A 26995-nucleotide genomic window follows, 5' to 3' on the forward strand; every position below is an offset into this window, starting at 1 on the left:
GTCAACAACGCCGGCATTCTGCGTGACGTCATCTTCCACAAGATGGACGAGAGCTCCCGCCGCCAGTTCCCTCGCGAGGATCTGCCCGGTGTGGGAAAGGGACGCGGCGATTTTCTCGGGCGTACCCGTCGCGACCACGTGGCCGCCCTGGTCGCCGCCTTCGGGACCGAGGTCGACGATCCAGTCGGCTGTCTTGATGATGTCGAGGTTGTGCTCGATGACCAGCACCGTGTTGCCCCTGTCCACCAGCCTGTTGAGGACCTTCAGCAACTTGCGGATATCGTCGAAGTGGAGCCCCGTGGTCGGCTCGTCCAGCAGGTAGACGGTCTTGCCGGTGCCCGGCCGGGAGAGTTCCTTCGCCAGCTTGACGCGCTGCGCCTCGCCCCCCGACAGCGTGACGGCCGACTGACCGAGCTTGATGTAGTCGAGTCCCACGTCGTACAGCGTCTGGAGCATGCGCCGGATGCGGGGCACGTTCTCGAAGTGCTCGAGGGCCTCGGCCACGGTCATCTCCAGGGTATCGGCGATGGTCTTGCCCTTGTAGGTCACCTCCAGCGTTTCCTTCATATAGCGCTTCCCGTCGCAGACTTCGCAGGTCATCCACACGTCCGCCAGGAAATGCATTTCGATCTTGCGCACCCCGAGTCCCTGGCAGGCCTCGCAGCGGCCCGCGGGCACGTTGAAGCTGAACCGGCGGGGTTCGTAGCCCCGCATCCGGGCCTCCACGGTCTGGGCGAAGAGCGAGCGGATCGGCGCGAAGAGCCCGACGTAGGTGGAAGGGTCCGACCGGGGGGAATGGCCGATGGGCGTCTGGTCGATGTTGATGACCTTGTCCACGAACCGCAGTCCCCTGATCTCGTCGTGGGGTCCGGGGTTTACCTGGGCACGGTGCAGGGTGGAGGCCAGCACGGGATACAGGATGTCGTTGACGAGGGAGCTCTTCCCCGATCCGGACACCCCCGTAACGCAGATGAGGAGCCCGAGGGGCAGCGTCACGTCGATGTTCTTGAGGTTGTTCTGGCGGGCCCCCACGACGTGCAGCTTGTTCCGGCCGGGCTTGCGGCGGTTCCGCGGCACTTCGATGCGAACCCGGTTGCCGAGGTAGCGTCCGGTCAGCGAAGCCGGGTGCTCCTTGAGCGCGGCCGGCGACCCTTCGCCCACGATCCGGCCCCCGTACGTGCCCGCCCCCGGACCGAAATCCACCAGGTTGTCGGCATGCTCCAGCGTATCGCGGTCGTGTTCGACCATGATGAGGGTGTTGCCGAGGTCGCGCAGGTTCTCCAGGGCCTCGATCAGCCTGAGGTTGTCCCTCGGATGGAGCCCGATCGTGGGTTCGTCCAGCACGTAGAGCACGCCGGTCAGTCCCGATCCGATCTGGCTGGCCAGACGGATCCGCTGCGCCTCGCCGCCCGAAAGCGTGGGCGCGCGGCGGTCGAGGGTCAGGTATTCCAGGCCCACGTCCAGGAGGAAGCGCATGCGGTTGCGAATCTCCGTCATCACTTCGCCTACGACCTCCCGCTGGGATGCGGATAGTTCTACTGCGTCGATAAAAGCCGTGGCGCGGTCGATGGACATGGCGCAGAGCCCGGCAATGGATACGCCGTCGATCAGCACGGACAGGCTATCGGGCCGGAGCCGTCCCCCGTCGCAGGCCGAACAGGGCGTCGGCTGCAGCAGGCGGGCCAGTTCGGGGAACCGGTTCGCGTACCGGGCGACCAGTTCAACCGTCGGGAATATGCCCCGGAACTGGAAGGACAGGCCGGGTACCCGGGGGTCGTCGATCCACTGTTCGCTTCCGTGGAGAAACGCCTGGAGCTGCTCCGGCGACAGCGCTTCAACCGGTGTCTCCAGGTTAAACCCCTTTGCGGACGCGACCTGCTCCAGCAGATCGAACATGGACCGGTCGCCCATGGCGTCGTCCCCCCAGATCGCCGCTGCGGCCTCGCGAATGGACTTCGAACGATTGGGAATCAACAGGTCGAGGTCGATGCCGGGCTGGGTCCCGAGTCCCTCGCACTCGGGACACATGCCCGACCGGTGGTTGAAGGAGAAGCTCTGGGGGGACGGTTCTTCGTAGCTGACGCCGCAGGACGGGCACGAATAGTACCGGCTGAATCGAATATCGCGGGCGTCGTCGGAATCCGGTTCCTGCACCTCGGCGATCAGCAGTCCCCCCGACAGCTCCAGGGTCGTCTCCACCGAATCGGCCAGGCGCTGCCGCACGTCCCCCCGCATGACGATCCGGTCCACCACGACGCACAGTTCGTGGCGCCGGCGCCGGTCGATCTGTATATCCTCTTCAAGCCGGTGGAGGACGCCGTCGATGCGCACCCGGATGAACCCGTTCCGGCGGGCCCGGTCCAGGAGGGCCTCGTACCCCTCGGCGCCGTCGGGCTCCAGCGGCGCGTGCAGCGTGGCGCGGGTCTGCTCCGGCAGGGTCATGATGCGGTCCACGATCTGGCTGGGCGTCTGCGCGCCGATGGGTACCCGGCAGGCCGGGCAGTGGGGGACGCCGGCCAGGGCGTAGAGCGCGCGCAGATACTCGTAGATTTCCGTTATGGTGCCCACCGTGGAGCGGGGGTTCCGGCCCGGGGACTTCTGTTCGATGGAAATGGCCGGGGACAGGCCGACGATGTGGTCCACCTTCGGCTTCTGCATCTGCTGGAGGAACTGGCGCGCGTACGCGGAAAGCGATTCCACGTACCGCCGCTGGCCTTCCGCGTAGATCGTGTCGAGGGCCAGGGAGGTCTTGCCGGAGCCGGATACACCCGTGAACACGGTCATCCGGTCCCGGGGGATGGCCACGGAGAGATCATTCAGGTTGTGTTCCCGGGCTCCGCGCACGGTGATCTCCCGGATGTGCCCGTCTTCCGAAGCCACTTTTTCCACCGGCTCCGGAGGAGTCTGGGGCGCCCGGGGCCGCAGCGCCTTCCCCAGGATCTGCCCCGTGGACGATGCTTCGACGCCTGCTACCGTCTCCGGCGCGCCCTCAGCGATGATGCGCCCGCCCGCTTCACCGCCCTCCGGCCCCAGGTCGATGATCCAGTCGGCCGTCTTGATCACGTCGATGTTGTGCTCGATGACGACGACGGTGTTGCCCTTGTCCACGAACGCGTTCAGCACGGCGAGCAGGTGGGTGATGTCTTCGAAATGCAGGCCCGTCGTGGGCTCGTCCAGCACGTACAGGGTCCGCCCCGTGCTGCGCTTGCAGAGCTCGCGCCCCAGCTTGATGCGCTGCGCCTCGCCGCCCGACAGCGTGGGGGCGGGCTGCCCCAGCTTGATGTACCCCAGGCCCACCTCGTAGAGGGTCCTCAGCACCCGGGCGATGGACGGGACGTGTTCGAACAGCTCCAGCGCTTCCTGCACGTCCAGGTCGAGGACGTCCGAGATGGAATGTCCCTTGTACTTCACCTCCAGGGTTTCCCGGTCGAACCGTTTCCCCTCGCAGATCGAACAGGAGACCCACATGTCCGCCAGGAAGTCCATTTCCACCCGCGTGGCCCCGTTGCCCTCGCAGGCTTCGCACCGACCGCCCCGGACGTTGAAGCTGAACCGTCCCGGCTTGTAGCCGCGCACCCTGGCCTCGGGCGTCTCGGCGAAAAGGGACCGGATCGCGTCGAAGACCTTCGTATAGGTCGCCGGATTGGATCTCGGCGTACGGCCGATGGGCGCCTGATCGATGCTGATGACCTTGTCCAGGTGTCCCGCGCCCTTGAGGCTGTCATACGCGCCCGGGTCCGTGCCGGCCCTGTTCAATGACCGGGCCAGAGCCGCGTACAGGATGTCGTTGATCAGCGAACTCTTCCCGGAACCGGACACGCCGGTGACGCAGGTGAAGAGACCGACAGGGATGCGGACATCCAGGTTCTTGAGGTTGTTCTGCCGGGCGCCATAAATCGTCAGCCACTTGTCGTTAACCCCGCGGCGGGAGGCCGGAACGGGGATCGCCTTCTTCCCGTTCAGGTACTGCCCGGTCAATGAACCGTTTGTGGCGGCCACGACGCCGGGGCTGCCCTGGGCCACGATCTCCCCGCCGTTGATGCCGGCGCCGGGGCCGAAATCCACCATGTGATCGGACGCCCACATGGTTTCTTCGTCATGCTCCACGATGATGACGGTATTACCCTGGTCCCGCAGCTGGCCCAGGGTATCCAGCAGCCGCCGGTTGTCTCGTGGATGCAGGCCGATACTCGGTTCGTCGAGCACGTACATGACTCCGACGAGGCCGCGGCCGATCTGGCTCGCGAGACGTATGCGCTGCGCCTCGCCGCCTGAGAGCGTCGGCGCCGTGCGTTCGAGCGTCAGGTAGTCGAGTCCCACATTGAGCAGGAAGTCCAGCCGGGCGACGATCTCCTTGAGCGCTTCGTCGCCGATCTGGCGTTCGGCGTCCGACAGGGACAGCTTGCGGAAGAACGCTCGGATATCCGTGATCGACATCCGGCACAGCGCGGCGATGGAGACGCCGCCGAGGGTGACGGAAAGCGCTTCCGGCCTGAGGCGCTCGCCCTGACAGTGGTCGCACTCCCCGATGGCCATGTATCTTTCGAGCTCGGCCTTGTGCCGCGGGGACTTGAGTTGGTGATAACGTTTTTCCAGGTCGGGCACGACCCCGTTGAACCGGTCCTTGTGCGACCATTCGCCGCCCTTCCCGTTGCGGAAAGTGAAGGTAATGCGCTTGTACCCCAGGCCATACAGCAGGACGCGCCGAGCTTCCTCGGTCAGTTTCTCCCAGGGGGTGTCCAGGCTGAACCCCACGTATCCGGCTATACCCTCGAAGAAGTGCCGTTTCCAGAGATTGGTGATTCGCCCGAGGGGTTCGATCGCCCCTTCGTTGATGGATTTCGCCGGATCGGGTATGATGAGCCGCGGCTCGATCCGCATCATGGTGCCCAGTCCGTGGCAGTTCGGGCACATGCCCTGGGGACTGTTGAAGGAGAACAGCTGCGGCGCGGGCTCCTCGTAGCTCAGGTCGCACTTGTTGCAGGCGTACCGCGTGCTGAAGAGCTGGTCGGAAGTCCGGCCGTCCTCCTCCAGCTGGATCATCATGGTACCCTGGCCCAGATGCAGCGCGCCTTCCACGGCTTCGACCAGCCGGGTGCGTATATCGTCCCGCAGGACGAGCCGGTCCGTCACCACCTCGATCGTATGCCGCATGTTGCGGTCGAGATCGGGATCTTCGGAGAGGTTGACGACCTCGCCGTTCACCCGCGCACGCAGATAGCCCTGCCGGCGCAGGTCCTCGAAGAGGTCCCGGTATTCCCCGCGCCGGCCCTGGACGACCGGCGCCAGGACGTGCAGCCGGGTTCCCGAAGGCAGCGCCAGGATACGCGCGACGATCTGTTCGAGGGTCTGCGCCCCGATCTCGTCTCCGCATTTCGTACAATGGGGCGTTCCCACCCGGGCGTAGAGCACGCGCAGGAAGTCGTAGATTTCGGTAATCGTCCCGACCGTGGACCTCGGGTTCAGTCCGGAGGCCTTCTGTTCGATGGAAATGGCGGGCGCCAGCCCGGTGATCCGGTCCACGTCGGGTTTCTGCATCTGGCCGAGGAACTGCCTGGCGTAGGCGGAAAGTGATTCCACGTAGCGCCGCTGACCCTCCGCGTAGAGGGTATCGAAGGCCAGCGAGGACTTGCCGGAACCGGATACCCCGGTGAAGCAGATCAACGCGTCTTTGGGCAGGTCGAGGCTGACGTTCTTCAGGTTGTGAACGCGGGCCCCTTTGATCTGGATGGTCGTTCTGGCCATGGGAAGACGACTGGATTTCGCGGGTCGGCGGATCGGTCTGTCGCGCGTCGGTACAGCAACCGGAAGTTGCTATACGCGTGTTTAGAAATCAAGGTATTTTCACGGTGGCCGGGGAATCCCGCGCACTAACAAGTTTTAGGCTTTACACCTGAATGAGATCCCGTATTTTGATTGTTGTCAACTTCTCCAAGCGACCACCCAAGCGACCACCCAACCCGGCGACCACCCAACCCGGGTGGCTCGCTGAATACAACAGCCAAATGGCAAATAGGCGAGGACCCTCTGCATGGAGAGTTGACACTGCCCGGGGCCAATTTAGGCTGCCGGCAGACGACTCCCGAAAGGGGACCGTTATGCTCCGCATCCTCAAGAAAACGCTCAAATACTCGGCTATCGGTTTCGGAGGATTGATTGCGTTATCCGTTCTGATTGCCCTTTGTGCCGACCCCGAACCCGAAAAGTCGGCGGAGACGGAAACCCCTCCGAAGATCGAACCAGTCGAGACCGAAGAAGAAATCACGACTGACAGATATGCGGCTTGGATCGTCGAGCATGGACGGGAACGGGCGGGAGAGATGATGAACGAGGAAATAGACGCGTCATTCGAGGCGAAAGACGGACGTGTGGAACTTCTGATAAATGCCAAGTCAAAAGCCATGCTCCAGGACCATGAACGGTCACAACGGCAAAAGGCGGAGCGAGAGGCCGCACTTCAAGAGAGGGTTGACGCGCAGTTCAGTCCGTGGGACGGTAGCCACAGGGTGCTGGTGGAGGCTGTCAAAAAGACGCTGAACGATCCGGGGAGTTTCGAGCATTTGGAAACGAAAACCATGCGGGGAACGGGCTGGCCGGAGACGTTCGTGGTCCGTATGGAGTACACGGCCAAAAACGCCTTTGGGGGACGCGTACGCAAGTTTGTACTCGTCGAAGTAACGGGCGAGACCGGACGGATCGTTCAGGTGTTCGACGAGGGGTAAGCGAAGCCTACCGTCGCATGTCGTCGTGCCAGGGTCGAGGCAGTTCGGCAACCATTACAACATCTCGCGCTCTACATCAGATAAGCACAACCGCTTGTGTTTCAATAGGTTAGAAAAATCTTTACACCGGTACCGTATCGGCTTATATTCTCCGAATAGAAGGACGGAGCAAGAGGCTCCTCGCCGTTTAACGTACCTCTACGAGGGAGATGCAATTATGTATGCCGTCATAGTAACGTATTTAAATACGTTGCCACGCATTTCTCAATCAGAGTCCGAATTGTTGGAATCTGGTGGGAGAAAACGGCCATTTAACTGGCGGATTGTCGACCACATAAAGATCGGGATCGACATGAACAAAGCCCTATCCAACTATAGTCCCTTGGAGGGACCTCTAACGGCCACAAAAGAAACGATAGAGGAACTCAACCTCTATGGTGAGAATCACCGGAAACGGTGGACGGAATATCTGGAGGATCTTGAAGAGGAGATCTATGCCACGGAATAAACCGAAGGATGAAATCGTGGTACCGCCCCAGATATTAGAGACAGTCTAAGGGGTGGTTGAACAACGAATCAAGTCATTGGTTGTTGAAGCATCACTTCACATAGGGCCGATCCCCGACCCTGAAGACCTCAAGCGTTATGAATCCATTCTCCCGGGGCTAGCCGACCGAATCGTTACAATGGCCGAGAAGGAACAAGAGGAGAGATTTACTGAAAACAAAAGGGGACAATCGCAGTTCAACACCATTATGCGAGGCGCCTTCAGTTTGATGGGCCTCGGAATCATGATGTCCTTTTATCTTCTTGCCTTCGAGGATCCTCCCCAACGTAACTGGTGGTTTTTTCTATTGTTTTCTGTCCCGCATTTACTATCTCAAATCAGAAGCGCTTTGAGACGAGACAAAAAGCCATCATCACCGCCGTCGGATTGAAAAACCCTCGTTAAGCAAACACGCTTTCCCTAAACCCGTCCCACGGTCGCCTGTCTCTGAGGTGTTTGTACTTCCACGTGGCCTCGGCGACGTACAACGGCGTATACCCCAGCGCGTAATGGTGCTGGCTTCCGAACCACGTCCGTTTTAAGAGACTCGAAAAGCCCTCTATTGTGTTCGTATGGATCGGGCCGTTCACGTACTCGCGATAGTGATTGATAACTGAGTGAGGCAGGATTTCTCGGACGGCGCACCACGGCTTGAACTCGTCGGCAACGAGTATCTGTGTTTTTGGGCCGGTGACCGACCGGATGAAGTTGAGCAGGCCCTTGCCGGTCAGATCGTCGGCAACCTGGGCGACCACGGTGCCGTCTCGTTCGACCGCGTCTACGATGGGAGTTTTATCAGTCCCGCCCGGACCACCTTTCCCTTGCGCTTCGACAGCTCGTACCCGCGCTTGTTTTTCTTCCGAGGCTTATCGCCCAGCTACGTCTCGTCCGCTTCGATGACTCCAGTCAGCATGGGGGCCTGATCCGAGGCCATAGCCGCCTGGATCCGCTGTTGCATGTACCACACGGTCGGTTGCGTCAATTCGAGATCTCGGGCCAATTGGTAACTGGACAGGTTTTTCTTTGCGTTGACTATCAGGGCGATGGCGAGGAACCATTTTTGCATGGGCATGTGCGTACCCTGCATGACCGTCCCGGAAAGCACGTTAAACGACTTCTGCAGTCGTGACAGTTCCACCTGCCAACGAGGTTGTTTTGCTTCTTACGGTGGGCGTTTTCGACCGATCCGCAAAGTGGGCAGTAAGACCCGTTTCGGAATCGTATGGCTTCAAGATGGTCGATACAGGCTTGTTGATCGGGGAACCGGCGGAAAACTCCGACGAAGTTCACAGTGTATTTCCAATATGGTAAAAGGTTTATCTCTCTATCTACCCTTCATTGTACACCGTTTATTCCTACCTTCAAGCCTAAAACTTGTTATTTCGGAATCCCGGAAAAGACGCTTGTAATACGTGGCGGCGGGGGTTAACCTGAGGCGGTCGGCTTTGGACACCGGCCATGCGACCATCGATGCGGCAACGGCCGGCGACACGGCGAAAACCACTGAGTACGGCCCGGACGGCTCTGCTTCTTTCGGCGGCGCCCGGGCGGCGGGACAACCATCATGACAAATCCCTGGTACGTCGACTATTTCGGCGAAGACTACTACCATTTTGACCACCACGAGGATACGGACCTGGAGGTGGATGGCCTCGCGCGCCTGATCGGGCCTCCGGACGGGAGCGGGATACTGGACCTCGGCTGCGGCTATGGACGCGTCGGCGCGCCGCTGAGAAAGCGTGGTTACCGCGTCGTCGGGTACGACCTGTCCCCGTCGCTGCTGAAGCGCGCCCGCGAAGGGGAACCCGCGGGGGCCTGGGTCAGGGGCGATATGCGCGAACTACCCTTTGCCGCGGCATTCGATTGGGTTATCAGCCTGTTCAATACGATGGGCTATTTCGAGGGCGAAGACGAGAATTTCCGGGTGCTGAGATCGGTCTCGGAGGCACTGCGCCCCGGCGGCCGGTTCGTGTGTCAACTGGTCAACCGGGACTACCTGGTCCGGCGGTTCGCCGCCCGGGAAGTCCATCGCCGGGATGACCGTATCATACTCGAAGAACGCGACTTCGATCCGGTCGCAAACCGGGTTCATACCAGGACGACCGTATTCGACGGCGCCGAAAAGCGGGAATACACATCTTCCATCAGGGTCTACACGGTGACCGAACTGGACCTGCTCCTGGCCGCCGCGGGCATGACGATCAGGGAGGTGCACGGCGGACTCGATTTCAGGCCCTATGACTGGGATACGAACCAGTTGGTGGTAGTCGCCGAAAGGACCGAACAGTAGGGAATCCGGGTCTGGTCCGGCCCCCAATGTGCTTGACAAGAAACCGGTCTGGCCGTAGGATTCAATGTCGTTTCGACGCATCCGGGCACAGTTGAAAAGCATTTATGTCAGCTTAGAACGCAAAGGAAGCATACATGGCGTCAGACCTGTTGCGCGTGGCCGTTATCGGCCTGGGTTTCGGTCAATACCACGTCCGCGGCTACCAGGCCTGTCCCGGCGTGGTGGTCGAGACCATTTGCAGCAGGACCGCGGCAACCGCGCAGCGCGTGGCCACGGATTACGGGATCGCCGAAACGCACACGGACTACCGTGCGGTCCTGGACCGCAAGGACATCGACGCCGTCAGCATCTGCACGCCCGTGAACCTGCACAAGCAGATGGCCGTCGAGGCCCTGGAAGCCGGGAAACACGTGCTGTGCGAGAAACCCCTGGGACTGAACACCGAAGAAGCCGGGGACATGCTCGAGAGCGCCCGCCGGAGCGGCATGGTGCACATGACCAATTTCGGCTGGCGGTTCAACGGTCCGGCCTTTCGCATGAAATCCCTGCTCGACGAGGGATACATCGGCAGGATCTACCATCTGAACGCACGCTACATGATGGGTTACCGGGCGAGCCCCCGGAAAGAACACAGTTGGCGGGAGCGGCGCGTGGAGGCGGGGCTCGGCGCCATGGGCGACCTCGGCGTGCACCTGATCGACATGACGCGGTGGTGGGTCGGGGAATTCGAGCGGGTCTGTGCGCTGATGCACACGCTCATCCCGGAACGCCCCGCCCCCGATTCTTCCGCCATGCGGGAATCCGAGCTTGAAGACGCCTGCGCCTTTATCTCCCAGATGCAGGACGGGATCCAGGCCGTGTTCCACGTGAGCCGTTGCGCACTGTGCACGGACTACATACACATCGACATCCACGGCAGTAACGGCTCGCTGCAGTTCCAGTTCGTCCGCGAAACCATGCAGGCCAGTTTGAAAGGCGGACAGGGACTGCGAAGCAGCCTGCAGCCTCTGCCCGTGCCGACCCGCCAGGATACGCTGTCCCCGCAGAGACACTTCGTCGACGCGATCCGGTCCGGCGGAGAAGCCGATCCGAGTTTTCACGAAGGGTTCTGCGTGCAGCAGGTTGCCGACGCCATAACGGCTTCGGAGGAGAAACAGACATGGGTTGCCCTCTAATGGCATCACGGCGGTTCGTGCCGCGGCATCTGACGTTGCTGCTGGTTCCCCTTTTCCTCTTATGGATCCCCGGATGCGCCGGCCCGGATTCAGATGAAGGCTTCGCGGACGCCAGTCGCGATCAGGCCCGGGCCATTGCGGAAGAGGTGATGGAAGCCATGGGCGGCCGGGAAAGCTGGAATGCCACCAGGTATATACGGTTTTCGTTCTTCGGATTCCGCACGCATTACTGGGACAAGCACAGCGGTCGATACCGCGTCTCCTGGACCGACCGGGAGAGCGGGCAGTCCCACGTCGTCCTGATGAACCTGGACACCGGGGAGGGGAGGGCGTTCACGGACGGGACGGAAATCACGGACGCCGAGGCGCGGAACCGGTTCCTGGAGCGTGCCCGGGGCGCGTGGATAAACGACACGTACTGGCTGCTGATGCCCTACAAGCTGCAGGATCCGGGCGTCGATCTGGCCTACGCGGGCGAAGAAATCGTCGACGGTATCGTCTACGACAAGCTGCATCTCAGTTTCAACGACGTGGGGAACACGCCGGGCGATGAATACTGGGCCTATATCAACCGGGAAACCCGCCTGATGGACAAATGGGTCTATCTCCTTCAGTTGCGCGAGGGCCAGGACGAGAGAAGCCGGGGCGAATGGAAGTGGAACGACTGGCGTCAGTACGGCGATATCCTGCTTTCCGCGGAACGGGAAAGGATGGATGGCCAGAAGCGGTCCCATGAAGACGTGGCGGTGTTCGAACACCTGGACGACCTGGTGTTTACGTCCCCGGCGCCGGTCTCTCCCGCGATGATGCAGGAGCGTGCCGATCCGGGCGGTCCGGGCGGTCCGGGCGGTCCGGGTACATCCGAAGTCCCGGATACCTCAGGCGAACCCTCCGACACACGCTCTGCCGACACCCAACCCGCCGACCGGCCAGAGTGATGGAGCCGTCATGCCCGCTGCCCCGCCCGCGCCCGAACACCTGGCCCTGGACCACCCGGAAAAAGGCGAACTGACCGTCTTCTGGAATGACGGCCGCGCGAGAAAGTATGCGCTTGCCGAGCTTCGAAAAGCCTGTCCCTGCGCCACCTGCCGCGATCTCCGCGATCAGATTTCCTCCGCCGGCGGGTTGACCCTGCTCGCCAACGAGTCCCTGGATCCGAGCGTGGAGGTGGTCGACATGAGTACCGTCGGCCGGTACGCCCTCCAGTTCACCTGGAAAGACGGCCACAATACCGGTATATACACTTACGAGTATCTTTACGACGCTGGCCAGGATCTTGATACGGCGGGTTAGCGCGCTGGGAAGCGATGTGATTGTATCTTCAATGAACGCGATCGGGCGCTTCCGCGTGGAAGGATGGATGGCATGAAGGTCAAGGTAGGGTTCCTGGGGGTTACCCATCCCCATTCCGGTCCCCATTTGCGCACGCTCGAGTTGCTGGATGAGGTCGCCGCCGTAGTCCCCTGGGACGAGGACGAAAGCGCGGTGGAACGGTTGAAAGGCGGAGGCCATCCCAAACTGGAGTCCGGCCGGGTGTCATTCGAGCAGATCATGGAGCGGGAGGATATCCCCATCGTCGTGTCGCTGGCGACCAACGACCGGAACCCCGACTGGGTGATCCGGGCGGCGAAGGCGGGCAAGCACGTCCTGACCGAGAAACCCGTCGCGGCGGCAAGCCGGGACATGGAGCGCCTGCTCGACGCGGTTCGCGGCGCGGGCGTCCACCTGGGCGTTTATTACACCTGGCGGTCCAACCCCATCGTCAACGACCTGCGGGCGCTGATCGAAGCGGGGGCAATCGGAAAACTGCTGTCCGTGGAAGGCCGGATGGTCACGTCCCAGGTCCGCTTTCGCGATCCCACGCACTGGCTGTTTCAGAAGCGGGTTTCCGGCGGCGGCATCCTGAGCTGGCTTGCCTGTCACTGGATTGACGCGATCCGGTATATCACGAAGGACGAGGTGACGGCCGTCTCCGCCATGGTCGACACGCTGAACGGACAGCCCATCGACGTGGAAGACACGGCCGGGATGATCATGCGCATGGGAAGCGGCGCGATCGCCACGCTCCACGCGGGGTACCTCCTGCCCATCAGTCCGGCCGGGTACCTTTCGGGAAGCTACGACACCTATCTGAGTTTCCGTGGGCTGGAGGGGAACATCACCTGGTATCCGACGGAGGAGGATCGGCCCGTAGTCGTCGAGAGTACTTCGCAGACCTGGCGTTCGACGCCACGGCGCGAGTTGAAGTACGTCGTTGCGGAAACCGACGCCTACGGCGGCCAGTACGGCCAGGATTTCGTCGGCCGGTTCATCGCTTCGGCCATGCGTGGGGATCCCCCGGCCGGCTTGGCCGGTCCGACCGGTGATGGAGAAAACGCCCTGCGCGTGCTGCGGATCATAGAAGCCGCCTACCAGTCCAGCGAAACGGGGCGCATGGTGTCGCTGGACCGGGACCGGACTAAGGAAGGTTAAGCGCCTATGGCTTCAATGAGCGGCAACGTAGTGGTGGTCACCGGCGCGTCGACCGGTATCGGCCAGGCCACGGCCGAAGCTTTTGCCCGCGAAGGCGCCACGGTCGTCCTGGCGGCCCGTTCCGAGGGAAGGCTGGTGCGGATCGCCGGAGACATCGAGCAAGCGGGCGGGCGGGCGGTTCCCATGGCCGTGGACGTGACGGACCGGTCCGCCGTGTTCGAAAGGATGAAAGAGGTCGCGGAAGCCCAGGGACGTATCGACGTACTGGTGAACAATGCGGGAATCGGCCTGCTGAGTCCCGTGGATGATATGGATCCGGAGGAGTTGAAACGGGTCTTCGAGGTGAATTTCTTCGGCCTGATCTGGTGTACCCAGGCGGTGTTGCCCTACATGATCAGGCAGAAAGGCGGCAGGATCATCAACGTCTCATCCGTCGCCGGAAAAAGGGCGCTGCCCCATATCTCCGCTTACTGTGCCAGCAAGTTCGCCGTGCAGGCCTTCTCGGACAGTCTCCGCATGGAAGCGGCCGAACACGGCATCGCCGTATCCGTCGTCTGCCCGCCCCGGGTGGATACGACGTTCCACGACACGCCCCTGATGAGACAGAAAGGGCACCGGATGAGCGCGCCCTCGATCTCTGCCGAATCCGTGGCGGTTGAGATCGTCCGGGTGGCCCGCAAGGGCACCCGGGAAGTCGTGGTTTCCTTCTACGGGAAGTTCTTCGTCTTCTTCCACTGGCTGTCGCCCCGCCTGCTGGACTGGATCATGAAACGCCTCTGGACGCGGCTGGCCGACAGGAAGGCGGACAGGCCGGATCCGGAGCGCCCGTCCTGATCTTTAACCTTACCCCTTCGCCGATTTCGAGATCTCTTCGATGGCGCCGAGGATCTTGTCCACTTCGGCGGCCGTGACCATGATGTGCATGGAGGCGCGGTTGGCGTCCCAGCCGACCTGCATGTGGGTCACGCTCCGGATGTAGATATTGTACTTCTCCCAGAGCATCGTGTTGAGTTCCCGGGTCGGCACGCCACTGACCTTGAAGGGGACGAGTCCCGCGTGGAGCCGTGGATCCTCGGATGCGAACACCTCCACGCCGTCGATATTGCGGAGGCCGTTGGCCAGCCTGGTGGCCAGGTAGCGGATGCGGGCCTCGATCCCTTCACGGGTCAGATGGTTGTGGAAGTCGATCGCCGCGTTGACGGCCACCCACTTCGGATAGCTGCTGGAACCCCGGCGCGTGTACTGGCCGGCCGAGCTCATCCGTTCGAGCCAGCGCTCGTTCGTGGAGAGGTCCTCGCCGTACATATTCTTCCCCGCGAAGGGCGTGGTCGAGGTGACGGGCTGGATCCGGTCGAACATGTCCTCTTTCACATAGAAGAAACCGGACTGCATGGAGGCCAGCATCCACTTGTGCGACGGACCGGCGTACATGTCGCATGCCAGGTCGTGCATGTCGAGCTTGACCATGCCCGGCGGCTGTGCGCCGTCGACCAGCGTGATGACCCCCTTCGACCTCGCCATCTCGCAGATCTCCTTGACCGGCATGAACAACCCGTCCGTATAGTTCGTGTGGCAGAAGCTGAGCAGCTTGGTCTTCGGCGTGATGGCGGCCTCGAAGGCCTTCAGGAGGTCGTCCGGCGACTTGGGCGGGTGAAGCTTCGGGTCGGAAAGGTCGATGACGCCTACCTTCAACTTGTCCCGGTGCGCCCGGTTCAGCACGGGATTCGTCCCGGCGCCGTGGTCGTGATTGGTGTAGAGGATCTCGTCGCCGGGTTCGAGGACGGGACCGAAAGTGCCCGTGATCATCCCGTCCGTCGTGTTGTTGGCCAGGGCGAGTTCGTTGGGCTTGCAGCCGACGTAATCTGCGAACTTGGCCATGAACGCGTCGCTGTATTCCTCGGTCCAGAAATCCCTTCTGAAACTCACGTAGTCGTTGTTTATGCGGTTCAGCGCATCGATCTGCGCCATGTGGACGCTGCGGGGAGACGGCCCCCGCGTCCCGGTGTTCATGTACGCGATGTCCGGGCGGATCAGGAACTGTTTGGTGACCAGTTTCCAGAACTGTTCGTCATCGGGCGCGGCGGCCGCGCCCAGATCGTTCATGTCTTCCGCGGCGCGGGCGGTTTTCGCGCCCAGCGACAGCAAGGCGGTACCGGCCAGCGTGCCGCCGAGAAAGCGGCCCAGGAAACCGCGGCGGCTGAGTGCCGCCAGCTCCTTCGGATCTTCAAACCTTGGATCGAAGTTGAGGTCGGGCGAGGAATACATGGGAGTACCTCCGGTTCGGCAGCCTGACGCCGGGTATGCGTGCGGCGGTGACAGGCCGTTTGACTGCATCCGGTGCAGTAGCTGAGATGCGAGGGGGAATGGTTACTTATTATATGTACCATAAGGCGATAACAGGCAACCTGTTTTTGCCGGCGAGGCGAAGAAATAACTTGACAAATCAACCCCGCTCCGTATATTTGCCCGAAGGTGCAAAACACTTAAACCCCCTCCCCGACAACCAGATCACAACCGCCGAGAACTGCCCGTGTTTTCGAGTAGTTCCTTATTTTCAGGCAATTGAGAAACGGTTGTCAGGGAAACCATTTCTTCCTAGAAGGTAGGAGTGTCGGTATGGAACGTGGCACGGTAAAGTGGTTTAATGAACGCAAGGGATTCGGATTCATCGCCCGCGAAGACGGGGACGACGTGTTCGTCCACTATTCGGCGATCGTCGCACAGGGGTTCAAGACGCTGAACGAAGGCGATGAAGTCACCTTCGACATTACAGAAGGACCCAAGGGTCTTCAGGCCGCGAATGTAACCAAGGTGTCCGGTTAGAGACACTTTCATATTGTACAGAACGTTTCAAGATAGCCCGTGGACTGAGCAGCACAGTTTCACGGGCTATTTGTTTATTGGCCGATGCCGTCTCGATGCGTGATTCGCGCGGCAGCCAGGATCGCAACCGCCCTGAACGCCGGGCGCGAAGGAGATGGGAACATGTCCGCCAGCGAAGTGCCCGTTCCGGTTACCGGCTTCACTTCATCATGTCTCGAGTTCGACTTTCCCCGCCTGCGTATCGGATTCGCCGAGTACGACGAAGGTCCGACCGGATGTACGGTCTTCCTTTTTGACGGAGGCGCCGTCACGGCTGTCGACGTGCGCGGCGGCATGCCCGGCGTGGTCGAATCCGAGTACCAGTTCCACCATGCCATTTGTTTCGCGGGCGGTTCGTTGCACGGCCTGGAAGCCGTATCCGGCGTGCGGGCCGGCCTGACCGCTGCGGCGCCGCCGAGCAATCCCCCTCCCCTGCCCCTGGTCGCCGGCGCGATCATTTTCGACTGGTTCAACCGGAAGGATTTCGTCTATCCGGACAAAGCGCTCGGCAGCGCGGCCGCGGAAACGGCTTCCCCGGGTCGTTTCTACTATGGCCGGCGCGGCGCGGGACGCTGGGCCGGCGTGGGCCAGGGCGGGGCCTGCAGGGAAATCGGAGCGACGAAGATCGCCGTATTCACCGTGGTGAACGCCCTGGGCGATATCGTCGACCGCGAGGGCCGGGTCCGAACGCGGGACCATCGCCATCCCTGCGACAAGCTGGAAGCCCGTCTTGCGAGGGGATCGAAGTCCAGGCCCGACCAGGTGGGCAGGCACACCACGCTGACGCTTGTCGTGACCAACCAGAAGTGGACCCAGGGTGACCTGAACCAGATCGGCAGGCAGGTCCATGCGTCCATGGCCCGGGCGATCCAGCCTTTTCACACGGCACGGGACGGGGACGTGCTGTTTACCGCGACGACGGGCGAGGTGGAGAACAGGCGTCTCAAGAGTACGACCGATTTCGGGTTGATCGCCTCGGAGCTGGCATGGGACGCCGTGCTGAACAGCCTGGGGGAATCGGCCTGAAGGAATGCCGAGGGCAGATATTCCAAACCCGGCGGCCGGCAGGCACGCCCGCGCCGTGCGGCGACACCGAAATACTGCCCGGTCAGCGCGCCAGGTTCTCGTAGACCGCACGGGCTTCGCGAAACTGGCCGAGCACGTGATCGATTTCCTCCTGAGAACGCCAGCCCGGATGCTCCCCGGCCATTTCGATGAGCCGGTCGATCCACCGGACGAAGTATTGGGCGGAATCCCGGTTGCGGATCGTATCCTCTCCCACGTAAACCCGAATGGATTGCGTGGTGGCCAGCGGGTAGCGGTCGTCGATGGGGTGCGTCCAGGGGCTGCCCTCCGCTTGGAGGGTGTACCATCCGCTTTCGCGAACGGTCATCTGTTCCTCGAAAACCGCCTCGGTGCCTTCCCCGGAAAGCGGAATCTCCTTCAGTATCCGGCCGTTGTGGTAAACCATGACCCTGTCGAGGGGTACGATGCTCCGGACCGCTCCCCGTAGCGTAATTGCACCGCCCGCTGCGGGAAGTCGGATGATTTCGCCGGGACCCGCACCGTCGATGGTAAAATCGAGAAGGGGCCCATTGGTGGCGAACGTCCGTCCGGCCCGCAGCGCCGACAGCCAGGCGCCCCAGGACAGGGGTTCGTCGCCGAGGTAGACGTAGGACCGCACCTGGCCGACGATGGCGGTCCGGTACATGCTGCTGATGGAGTCCTCCCCGCCGGTCAGAACGATGTTGATGTCGTTATTGAGCAGGTGATGCCACACGTTGAGGACGGCATGCCCCGCCCCGGAGATCTCGAGGGCTTCGACGGTGCCCAGGGCCGCGTCGACGGGAAAGGCCTTGGCGCTGCCCAGCGTCGGGTTATCGCCGCCCAGCGGATCCGCTTCGCCGAAATAGGGGTGGACATAAGCCCTGAAAGCCCCCTGCTCGCCGGCAAGCCGCAGCATATCCGTGTTTGACGGGTACAGACTGTATATCGCGGTGCCCTCGTACCCGGACGCGAAGGGCGACAGGAGGAAGTCCGACAGGTCGATGAAGTAAACGTGCCCGTGAAAGGCGGGACGGTATTCCTCGCCCACGTGCAGGATGTGCTCCGGCGTGGAAAGGGCGTCAGGCTTACCCGTGAAGAACTGGTAGTCCAGCATCCGGTTGTCCTTGTTGGCCACGAGTTCATTGACCACGGACTGGTCCTCCGCCTCCGACATGTGCATCAGGTTCTCCAACGTGTTGTGCAGGTCCCCCGCGTAGTTCATATGCACGTGCGTGCTGCCGCTGTACCATCCCTGCTCGCGCATGTCCGTCATGCGCCGCAGCGTCAGGGCCACGGCAGTGGTCTTCCCGTCCTCGATCTCGACCGTCTTGCTGACAGGGTGGTATTCGAAGCCCTTCATGGCTTCCACGGTCAGCGGTCCGGCCGGGACGTCCAGGATGAAAGATCCGGGCGCGTGAAAGAAGTGTTCGCGGAGCCGGCCGACGCGGTGGTAGGCACCTTCCGCGGCATAGGACTTGCCGTCGGATGCCCGGGCATAGACGCGGACCGTGGCCGGTTTTCCCGTGTCGCCGTCCAGGACGGTGACCGCCGCCCGGCCGTGAGGACCGCGCCAGCGTTTTTCCTCGATCACGACGTCGGTTTGCCTGCCGCCCACGGTTTCCATGATCCGCAGACCCGGCAGGCCGTACTCATTGGTAATGTAAGCGATTTTCGATCCGTCCGGCGACCAGCGGGGATAGAAATCGTCCCAGTCGCCGAAGGTGATCTTGTAGGGATGGCCCCCGTCCGCGGGCAGCAGGTAGAGTTTCGTGTACTGGCCGCCGCGATGGGAAGCGTACACGAAACGCGACCCGTCCGGCGACCAGTGCGGCCGGGTCCGGTACAGCGTCTGTTCTTCGAGTACGATGCTGGCTTTGTCGATACCGAACGGCTCGACGGGCATCCGCCGTACCGCCCCCGATCCGAGGGGAATGCCGCGGTTGCCGACGAACATCAATTCGCTGCCGTCGGGCGACCAGCTCGGTTCGATGTGGAGGTCGTAAGCACCGAAGTACAGGCGGCTCTTTCCATAGTCATTGTCACGGGTCAGCTGAATCGGGTCTCCGGCCGCGCCGCCGTCCGCCATGTCCTGTACGAAGATGTTGAAGTAGCCGTTGGGTTCCGTGGACACATAGGCCAGCCTGGAACCGTCGGGCGACCACGTGGGATCGAGATAAAGGTGATCCCCCGTCTTCAGCGGCCGGGATACCCCGGTTTCGACGTTCAGGACCATGAGATCGATGGTCCGGTTGTCGGTTTCCGCCGTGTAGGCGATCCATGCGCCGTCGGGCGACCAGGCCGGAGAGGAGTCGTAGGTTTCGTTGTCCGTGAGCTCGCGGGCCGAGTATTCGTCCAACCGTATCTGCCAGATGGACCCGTGCAGGGCGAAGGCCAGCGTCTCGCCGTCGGGGGACCATGCCGGCCGGCGCGGCGTGGTCGTGGAGGGCGGCGGCAAATAGAAGTTGTGCATGTAGTTGCCGCCGGTACGGGCGGCCTGGTAGGCCGTGGGAGGAGGCTGCTGGGCTGCCGTGCTTCCGGCCGCCGCGATGAGGCATGCGGCCAGGACCAGGCGCAGGGACGCGGGAATCCTCTGGATCATGTTGTTCCTCCTTCCAGTGCCTTGTCCACCTCTGACGCCCAGGAGCCTTCCCCCGGGTTTTGCGTCGGAAAGTTCCATCCTACGGTTTCGGTAGATTCAGGTCGGGCACAACCCTCCGCGGAGCGATTCGCATCAGCGAAGCCAGACCTGTCGGCGAGTCTTCATAGACCTCGAACTGATGGACATCCTCGTCGACGTCCCCGACGGGCGACGCCATCCCCGTCTCCGCGTCCACCGCGTACAGTTTCGCCGTCCACCCGCCGGCCATGTACAACGCGCCTCGGTGTGAAGTCAGTCCGGTCGGCAGATCTTCTCCCACGCCGAAATCGGATGCCTCGCCGACAGGCGTCGCCGTCCCCGTGGAAGGATTCAATACGTAAAGTTTCCCTGAACCGTACCCGACCATGTACAGGCTTCCTTCGTGGGAAGCCAGGCCGAAGGGGTGGCGTTCATCGACACCGAACCGGTCGGCGTTGCCGACCGGCGTCGCTTCTCCCGTCACGGTATTGAGCGAGTAGAGCCTGGCATTCGCCCTACCGGCCATGTACAGCGTTCCGTCGTGGGACGCCAGTCCCGTTGGCTGGGATTCGGCGATCCCGAATTCCACCGCGTCGCCGACCTGAACGGCCGCGCCGGTTTCCGGGTCCAGCGTGTACAGCGCCGCGTTCCATCCGCCCGTCATGTACAACATGCCATGATGCGCGGTCAGACCGTGGGGCTCGTACTCGCCGGCGTCGAATCGCACGGCGTCTCCCACGGGTTTGGCTTCTCCCGTATTCGGATTCAACCTGTACAGCCGGTCGGTTCCGTCGCCAACCATGAACAGTCCCTCCGAAAAGCCGGCTTCGTCGCAGCGTGGACCCTCAGGGTTGTCAAGGGCCTCGAACCAGGTAAGCAGCGCCGGCGCGCCCGGTAGACACAGACCGTCATTGTCATAGAAGAAGAACGTCAAAAGGTCTGTAAGGCCTGCAAAAGACCCGGGTACTTCCCCGGTGAACTGGTTTCCATGGAGATACATGCCTTCGAGGTCGTCAAGCCGTCCCAACTCGGATGGAAGGGGTCCGGACAGTTCGTTGTTGAACAGGTACAGCCCTTCGAGATCCTCGAGCCGTCCCAACTCGGACGGGACAGGTCCGGAAATCCGGTTGTTGTGCAGCAACAGGTATTCGAGATTGTCCAGTCTGCTCAGTTCGACCGGCAACGGTCCCGAAAGTTTGTTTCCATAGAGGCTCAGCAGACGCAACCGGGAAAGTTCGCCCAGGACGGCGGGGATTTCGCCGGAGAGACCATTGCTGTTGAGGAACAGCAGCTCGAGATTCGTCAGCTGTCCCAGCTCCACGGGGATCGGTCCCGACAATCTGTTTTCATCGAGGTCCAGACGTTCCAGGCGGGTCAGGTGACTTAATTCAATCGGAATGGTGCCGGACAGTTCGTTCTTCCAGAATATCACGCTCTTCAGATTGGCCAGATCACCCAGTTCCGGCGGGATCGTACCGCTCAGTTTGTTCCTGTAGAGGTACAGTACTTCCAGGTTCTGCAGTAGTCCCAGTTCGGCGGGTATGGGTCCGAGTAGTTCGTTGCTGTCCAAAGCAAGCGACTCGAGATTGGCGAGTTGACCCAATTCCGCAGGGACGGTACCGGTCAGGCGATTCCTGCCAAGGTCCATTCGCTTCAGGCCGGTTATCCGCCCCAGCGCCGGGGGGACCGGACCCGACAGATTGTTGTTTTCGAGGTCCAGTACTTCCAGGTTGGGCAGCAGGGCAAGTTCGGCGGGAACGGGCCCCGAGATTCCGTTCCAGCCGAGATCAAGGATCCTCAGTTCCGCGAGCTGGGCAAATTCGACCGGGATGCCGCCGGATACCTGGTTGAATGCCAGGTCCAGTTCCCTCAGCAGGGCGAGATCGACGAGGCTTGCAGGCAACCTGCCCGACAGGCCGTTCCTTCTCAACTCCAGCCGGATCACTCTGCCGTTCGCGTCGGTAGTTACGCCGTGCCACTCGCTCAGGGGCACCTCTTCATTCAGCCAGTGTTCTTTGTCACTCCAGTCGGGACCCTTCAATGCGTGGTAGAAATCAACCAGCGTGGTGCGATCGCTGATCACGATGGCCACGGTTACGGGCACGCTGGCCGAAACCTCGCCGGACGTGGCCATGACGACCGTGCTGCCGCTGCTCACGGCGGTGACCGTTCCCGCGTCGTTTACCGTCGCCACTGTTTCATCGGCAGTTACCCATTTCACCGGCGCGTCTTCGACGATCTGGCCGTTTTCGTCCAGGACCGTGGCATTCAGTCCGGCGGTCTCGCCGGCCGCAGTCAGCGACACAGACGCCGGTTCGACGGTGATCGTCGCTGCCGACTGGGACACGGTAACCGAAGCAACCGTCTGCTTCTGTCCCGCGGTGGCCGCGATGTCGGCCGTACCGTTACCATAGGCGGTGACGAGCCCTCCGTCGCTTACGGAGGCTACCGACGGATTCCGGCTCGACCAGACCACCTCGTGGCCCGTCAACACGTTGCCGTTCTCGTCCTGCACCTGCGCCGTAAGCTGCACGGACTGATTGATCGCCGTCATGGTAACGGCGCTCGGAGTTACGACGACTTTAGCCGGACCGGTCGGACGGGTGGGGCCGTCCTTCCCGCATGAAACCGCTGCAAACAGGGCGAGCAGGAAAAAGACGGGGATTCGAGTTTTCAGGGAAGTCGCCCGCGGTGTTCGTAATCTACCGCCAGATGAAACCGATTCATGATTGGACCGGCGTTGGAAACACATGTAACGCACCTCCTGATGAGACGGACTGCGACAGGTGTCGCGTTCGCCGTGAGACCAATGCCTCTTCGTCGGAGAAGTCTCCCGCGTCCGGCAGGACATCAGAAGCTCATGCGTCCGATGAGACCTATGCGGTGATGGACAGATCCGCCCCGGCGATCGACGCGCGCGCCCGAAAGCTCCAGGGATCCGGAACGCGGGCTCCGGCCCTGGCCGCCGACGCGGGTTCCGATCCGCACCTGGCGCCGTTCATCGCCGTAGAGATACATTTCGCCAAAAGAGGTGAACAGCAGGCCGGTGGGAGAAGTCAGGCCATACCCCACCTCGGCCCGAAGGGAACGGGCATCTCCGCCTCCGCCCATGGCAGATCCGGCAAGGGGCCGGTCGCGCCATATCATGCCGGAGTCGCCGGTGCCGACGCCCGCGCGCGGGGCCACGGACATCGAAAGGCCCTGCCCGTCCGCATCCGGATTCAGGTAGGCAACCATGGAGAACCCGTGCTCGCTGTAATTCTGCTCGGTATGGACGGCCAGGAACCTGCCCCGCGCGTTCACGCCGACCCGGTTTCCGGCCAGCCGCAGGCCGCCCGAGACCTCAAGGCCCTGTCCGGTTCGTCCGTCGCCGCCGTCATAGCGTCCGGCCACCTGGGCATAGGGGGTTGCCGTGACGCCGCCGCCCAGGGCCGCCGATCGCGAACCTTCCAATCCGATACGTATACGCCGCACGCTGGCGGCGATGCCGCGCAACGCGGCCGATCCGTCGTCGGAGGTGGAAACGCGCAGCAGTCCCGCGTCCCCCACCAAGTCGATCCCCATGCTTCCCGAGGAGGCCAGCCGGGAACGCAGCCCCACCATGCCCATGCGCATGCCCAGATCGCTGGCGTCCGTACCGTTGTCGACGTTGCCGGAACCGAGACCCAGGATCGACCACACTTCGGTGCAGCATCCCTCCTCGGACCAACGCGCGTAGGGCAGTACGCTGGCGAGGCTGGCCTCCAGGCTACCGCTGGCCACGGCGACGTCGTAATCGGACCGCCCCATGGCGTAGGAGAGGGCGATGCCGGCCATCCAGCGCCGCCGCGCGGCCAGGTCCACGCCGAGATAGGCCGTCCTCGTGTTGCCGTCGTAGAAGGCGCCGGCCGCGGGTTCGCCCTCGAAACGCTGCCAGTCGCCGGCCCCCCATACGCCCCATCGAAGACCGCCGCCGGCGGTCTGGTCGTCGAAGGCGTAGGAGAAGGCGCTGGTCCTGAGCAGGTCATTGCCGCGAACGCCGTTCCGGCGCCGACCATCGTCCATCAGCGCCAATTCCCTGGACGATTCCCGTCTCCAGTGTCCGGTCGCGCCGGCCAGCGCCGACACGGCGGCCGCGGGACCGTCGATCCTGCGTCCGCCCACGACCACGCCCTGATCGCCGCTGCCGGCGAAACGTCCGCCGATGGTGGCGGAAGCGCTCGAGAGCATGCCGCGGCCCATGGCGGCTAAGATATCGGTATAGGTCTCGCGTTCCGCCAGGACGGCCGTGACGGTTACGCCGACGACGAGGCTGGCCTCTCCGGCCGCGTTCCTGGCGGAGAGGGTCACCGCGGCCGATCCTTTGCGCACGCCCGTTACGCTCAACGTGGCGCCGGAGAGGACCGCTAAGGCCACGCCGTTGTCCGACGAACTCGCCGAATAGGCCAGCGCGGCGCCGCTGAAGAGCGCGCCCGCGTCGATCGTCTCGGAGCGCCCCGCTTCCAGCGTTACCGACGGTGATGCGCCGACAACCGCCGGAGCATCGAAGGCATCGCTTATCCTGAGCGTCGCGGCGCCGAGGTCCCGGCCATTGAAACGCGCCGTGAAGACGATCGTTTCGCCCCCTGGTTCATATACGTCGTCACCGACGGGCGTGACGGTAAGCTGCGTCAATCCCTCCGTCTGTCCGCCGGGAATCGAGATGCTAAAGTTTCCGCTCACACTGTAGTCGTCGCCGGTAGCCGTGCCGGAAAGCGAAAGCGGGATCACGGTCGCGACCGGTATGGCCATGCCGGTCCGCGTCGCCGTCACGGTCACGGACTGCGCGCCGGCGTCCTCCGACACGGCAGCCGGACTCACGGTAAGCGTGATGTCGGGCGCGTGTTCGTCCAAGTCGACATACAACCCCGATCCGATGATGAATGCCGTCCCGTCGTAGGTCATGATTTCCGCGTAACTCACCTTCGGCGAGCCGGATTCTTCGTCTCCGTCCACGTCCGGATTGTCGAAGTGATACTCGACGAAACCGCCTCCGGCCTGCGCGGCCTCGATGATTTCACGGGTGTAAAAGACCCCGTTGAGGTCCTGGTGATCATAGAGGTTCATGGTTTCCAGCGATGGATTGGCGCCGTGAAACACCAACACGCCGTCGTCCCGAAAGACAAACAGGTAAACAGCCCCCTGCTTCCAGGGGCCGCCTTCTTCTCTGAGCGCCCGATCTATCTGCGCCGGCAGCGCTTCCGGACCGGAGCCCGCCCGCGCAAAAGCCTCCTTCGACCAGTTTGCCGCGCCCTGCACGAAAGCCTTCAGCGTTTCCCGGTTCGTCACGTCCCGCGCCCATACCCCGGGCGGGTCCGGCAATTCCAATTCTTCGTCGTTCGTTACGTGCTGATTGAAACCGGCCGCCACCACCCAGGTCTGGCCGGTCTGCGCAAGCGTATAGGGGATCGCGTAGGCCACCCGGGCTGGAGGAGACGTCGAGGCGATCTGGAACGGATCGACGCCTTCCACTTCTGGGTCGTCCCACGTATAATCGACGTAACCGCCGCCGGCCGCCGCCGTTTCCAGGATCATCCGGACGACCAATACCCCGTTGTCGTCTTCCAGGTTGCTCGCGTCGATACCGTCCCGGGTCGGGTCGTCCGCGTGCAGGAACACCGTGCCGTCGGGTTGGAACAAGACGAAATACATCTTGCCGGGCATTCTCCAGATTCCCGCCGACCGGATATCCGTCCCGAGTCTGACGGCTTCCTCCGCGGTGTCTATGGTATCTAGGTAATCCCTGAAACCAGCTACGAAGGATCGAAGCGTCTCACGATCCACCACGTCGGCCGCCGTTACGACGTTTTTCGTGTCTGTCAACGCGATGGTGGCGGACGTCAGGTCGTTGCCTTCATAACCGGCTCGGATCACGATGGTCTCGACGCCTTCCGCCGTTCCGTCGTCGAATGCCTTGAAAGTCAGTGTCGTGGAAGCCGAGTCGGCGTGCCGGGGAATGATGATCTCAAGCGTTCCTTCCAGATCGTAATCATCGGACGTGGCCGTACCCGCCAGGGAAAGGTCGATGATTGTCGCCACCGGTACCGGATCCTCGCGCAGCGCGGCCGTTACCACCACCTCCTGGACGTCGCCGCCTTCGGATATGGCCGCGCGATTCACCGCCAGGGTGATCTCCGGCACGTTATCCACGGGCCTGCGGTAGAAACCGGCGCCTACGACGAAATGCTGCCCCGGGTACCGCGCGACTTCCATCAATTCGGCGTAGCTCACCTTGAGCGAACCGAGTTCTTCATCGCCCGTGATCGACGGGTCGTCGAAGTGGTACTCGACGAAACCGCCGCCCGTCGCCGCGGTCTCGATGAGTTCCTCGATGAATCGGACGCCGTTGAGGTCTTCGAGATCAATCCGGATCTCGCCTTCCTGCGTCTTGTCCGCGCCGTGGAAGAACACGTATCCTTCCGTGGTGACGATGAAGAGGTAGATCGCGCCTTCTCTGAACGGTCCGCCCTCTTCTCTCAAGGCGATCGTGATCGCCCCGGCGTCCGCATCGTGCTCCTCAACGGCGTCGAGGTACCACTGGATCGAGCCTTTCACGAAAGCCTTGAGCGTTTCCCGGTCCACCACGTCCGCGGCGCGCACCGCGGGCGGATCGGGAAGCGTGCGCTCTTCCGGATCGTTGATACTCATGTGGAAACCGCCCGCCAGGATGTAATCGCCCACGCCGAACCCGGAGGTATACCGGATCGCGAAGGCCACGCGGTCGGGTGCGTCGTCCGGATCCCTGAGATCATCCCAGGTGTATTCTATGAACGAGCCGTCGGCGTCCACCGCAATGATTTCCTGCACGACTTTCTTGCCGGTGTCGTCTTCCAGCCCACTGATATCGGTTTCGACGATATAGGGATCCCCCCCATGCTCGATCACCACGCCCTCGAGACTGAGAATCACCAGGTACAGGTCGCCCTGTTTCCAGTCGCCTTCGTTCCGCAGGGATCTTTGCATTCCGGGCACGTCGTTGAGGTCGTCGATTCGTTCCAGGGAATCCGCCACCGAGACGACGAAGGCCTTCAACGTCTCGCGGTCCGTTACCTGGCTGGCCGTAATCGTCGCGCCCTGGGCCAGGGCTGGCTTAGCGTGAACGAACAGGCCGGCCAGACCGACAAGCAGCCCGAAGACCAGGACTGATCGCCTCGAAACGTGAGCAGCTATGGAAGACATCGAATCTCTCCTGTCTGGTTTAATATGCATTTCGCGATATCAGCCCGTACAGACGGAAGCAACCCT

The 26995-nt window shown here is 62.4% G+C and carries 16 protein-coding genes and 1 pseudogene; 10 read left to right on the forward strand and 7 right to left on the reverse strand.

Features of this window, described 5'->3' with window-relative positions; translation table 11 throughout:
- Nucleotides 1-5745: excinuclease ABC subunit UvrA (gene uvrA, locus OXG98_01210; GenBank protein MCY3770632.1), on the reverse strand; the 5745-nt coding region annotated here is incomplete at its 3' end.
- Between the two features lie 353 nt (nucleotides 5746-6098).
- Between uvrA and OXG98_01215 the strand changes: the two genes are divergently transcribed.
- The gene (locus OXG98_01215; GenBank protein MCY3770633.1) at nucleotides 6099-6722 is read left to right on the forward strand and encodes a hypothetical protein; all 624 of its coding nucleotides are present in this window, start codon (nucleotides 6099-6101) and stop codon (nucleotides 6720-6722) included.
- 560 nt (nucleotides 6723-7282) lie between these two features.
- The gene (locus tag OXG98_01220; GenBank protein ID MCY3770634.1) at nucleotides 7283-7660 is read left to right on the forward strand and encodes a DUF2335 domain-containing protein; all 378 of its coding nucleotides are present in this window, start codon (nucleotides 7283-7285) and stop codon (nucleotides 7658-7660) included.
- Between the two features lie 10 nt (nucleotides 7661-7670).
- Here OXG98_01220 and OXG98_01225 read toward each other — a convergent pair.
- Together OXG98_01225 and OXG98_01230 are read right to left on the reverse strand one after the other, a co-directional pair.
- Nucleotides 7671-8084: pseudogene (locus tag OXG98_01225) on the reverse strand (transposase).
- A 62-nt stretch (nucleotides 8085-8146) separates the two neighbouring features.
- Nucleotides 8147-8341, reverse strand: coding sequence for a hypothetical protein (locus tag OXG98_01230; GenBank protein MCY3770635.1), 195 nt, complete (start codon nucleotides 8339-8341; stop codon nucleotides 8147-8149).
- A 492-nt stretch (nucleotides 8342-8833) separates the two neighbouring features.
- Here OXG98_01230 and OXG98_01235 point away from each other — a divergent pair, with 492 nt between their 5' ends.
- The 6 genes from OXG98_01235 (at nucleotide 8834) to OXG98_01260 (ending at nucleotide 14040) form a co-directional block, all read left to right on the forward strand.
- Nucleotides 8834-9559, forward strand: a complete 726-nt coding sequence (locus OXG98_01235) for a class I SAM-dependent methyltransferase (protein ID MCY3770636.1) — start codon at nucleotides 8834-8836, stop codon at nucleotides 9557-9559.
- Between the two features lie 134 nt (nucleotides 9560-9693).
- Complete coding sequence (locus OXG98_01240) at nucleotides 9694-10734, forward strand: Gfo/Idh/MocA family oxidoreductase (GenBank protein ID MCY3770637.1); 1041 nt, start codon at nucleotides 9694-9696, stop codon at nucleotides 10732-10734.
- Nucleotides 10734-11672, forward strand: a complete 939-nt coding sequence (locus tag OXG98_01245; GenBank protein MCY3770638.1) for a hypothetical protein — start codon at nucleotides 10734-10736, stop codon at nucleotides 11670-11672. Before OXG98_01240 ends, OXG98_01245 begins: the two co-directional genes overlap by 1 nt.
- Before the next feature lie 10 nt (nucleotides 11673-11682).
- Entirely contained in the window at nucleotides 11683-12027 is a 345-nt protein-coding gene (locus tag OXG98_01250; protein ID MCY3770639.1) for a DUF971 domain-containing protein, read from the forward strand.
- A 72-nt stretch (nucleotides 12028-12099) separates the two neighbouring features.
- Nucleotides 12100-13206 carry a Gfo/Idh/MocA family oxidoreductase gene (locus OXG98_01255; protein MCY3770640.1) on the forward strand — a complete coding sequence of 369 codons (1107 nt, stop codon included), beginning with the start codon at nucleotides 12100-12102 and terminating at the stop codon, nucleotides 13204-13206.
- A gap of 6 nt (nucleotides 13207-13212) precedes the next feature.
- Nucleotides 13213-14040, forward strand: coding sequence for an SDR family oxidoreductase (locus tag OXG98_01260; GenBank protein MCY3770641.1), 828 nt, complete (start codon nucleotides 13213-13215; stop codon nucleotides 14038-14040).
- Between the two features lie 9 nt (nucleotides 14041-14049).
- Here the strand turns inward: OXG98_01260 and OXG98_01265 are convergent, their stop codons facing one another.
- Nucleotides 14050-15471, reverse strand: a complete 1422-nt coding sequence (locus tag OXG98_01265; GenBank protein MCY3770642.1) for an aminotransferase class V-fold PLP-dependent enzyme — start codon at nucleotides 15469-15471, stop codon at nucleotides 14050-14052.
- A gap of 351 nt (nucleotides 15472-15822) precedes the next feature.
- On the opposite strand from OXG98_01265, the gene OXG98_01270 reads away from it, so the two are divergent.
- Nucleotides 15823-16029, forward strand: coding sequence for a cold shock domain-containing protein (locus OXG98_01270; protein ID MCY3770643.1), 207 nt, complete (start codon nucleotides 15823-15825; stop codon nucleotides 16027-16029).
- 162 nt (nucleotides 16030-16191) lie between these two features.
- On the forward strand, nucleotides 16192-17094 hold the full coding sequence (locus OXG98_01275) for a P1 family peptidase (protein ID MCY3770644.1): 903 nt from the start codon (nucleotides 16192-16194) through the stop codon (nucleotides 17092-17094).
- An 82-nt stretch (nucleotides 17095-17176) separates the two neighbouring features.
- On the opposite strand, the gene OXG98_01280 is transcribed toward OXG98_01275, so the two are convergent.
- The 3 genes from OXG98_01280 to OXG98_01290 all read right to left on the reverse strand — a co-directional run bounded on the left by OXG98_01280 (nucleotide 17177) and on the right by OXG98_01290 (nucleotide 26929).
- Nucleotides 17177-19714, reverse strand: a complete 2538-nt coding sequence (locus tag OXG98_01280; protein MCY3770645.1) for a CehA/McbA family metallohydrolase — start codon at nucleotides 19712-19714, stop codon at nucleotides 17177-17179.
- Nucleotides 19715-19793: 79 nt separating this feature from the next.
- Entirely contained in the window at nucleotides 19794-22484 is a 2691-nt protein-coding gene (locus OXG98_01285) for an Ig-like domain-containing protein (GenBank protein ID MCY3770646.1), read from the reverse strand.
- Nucleotides 22485-22582: 98 nt separating this feature from the next.
- A complete protein-coding gene (locus OXG98_01290) occupies nucleotides 22583-26929 on the reverse strand; it encodes a cache domain-containing protein (protein MCY3770647.1) in 4347 nt (1448 codons plus the stop codon).
- Nucleotides 26930-26995 lie beyond the last annotated feature (66 nt).

The organism is Gemmatimonadota bacterium, from assembly GCA_026706345.1.
Classification (GTDB): Bacteria; JAAXHH01; JAAXHH01; order JAAXHH01; family JAAXHH01; genus JAAXHH01.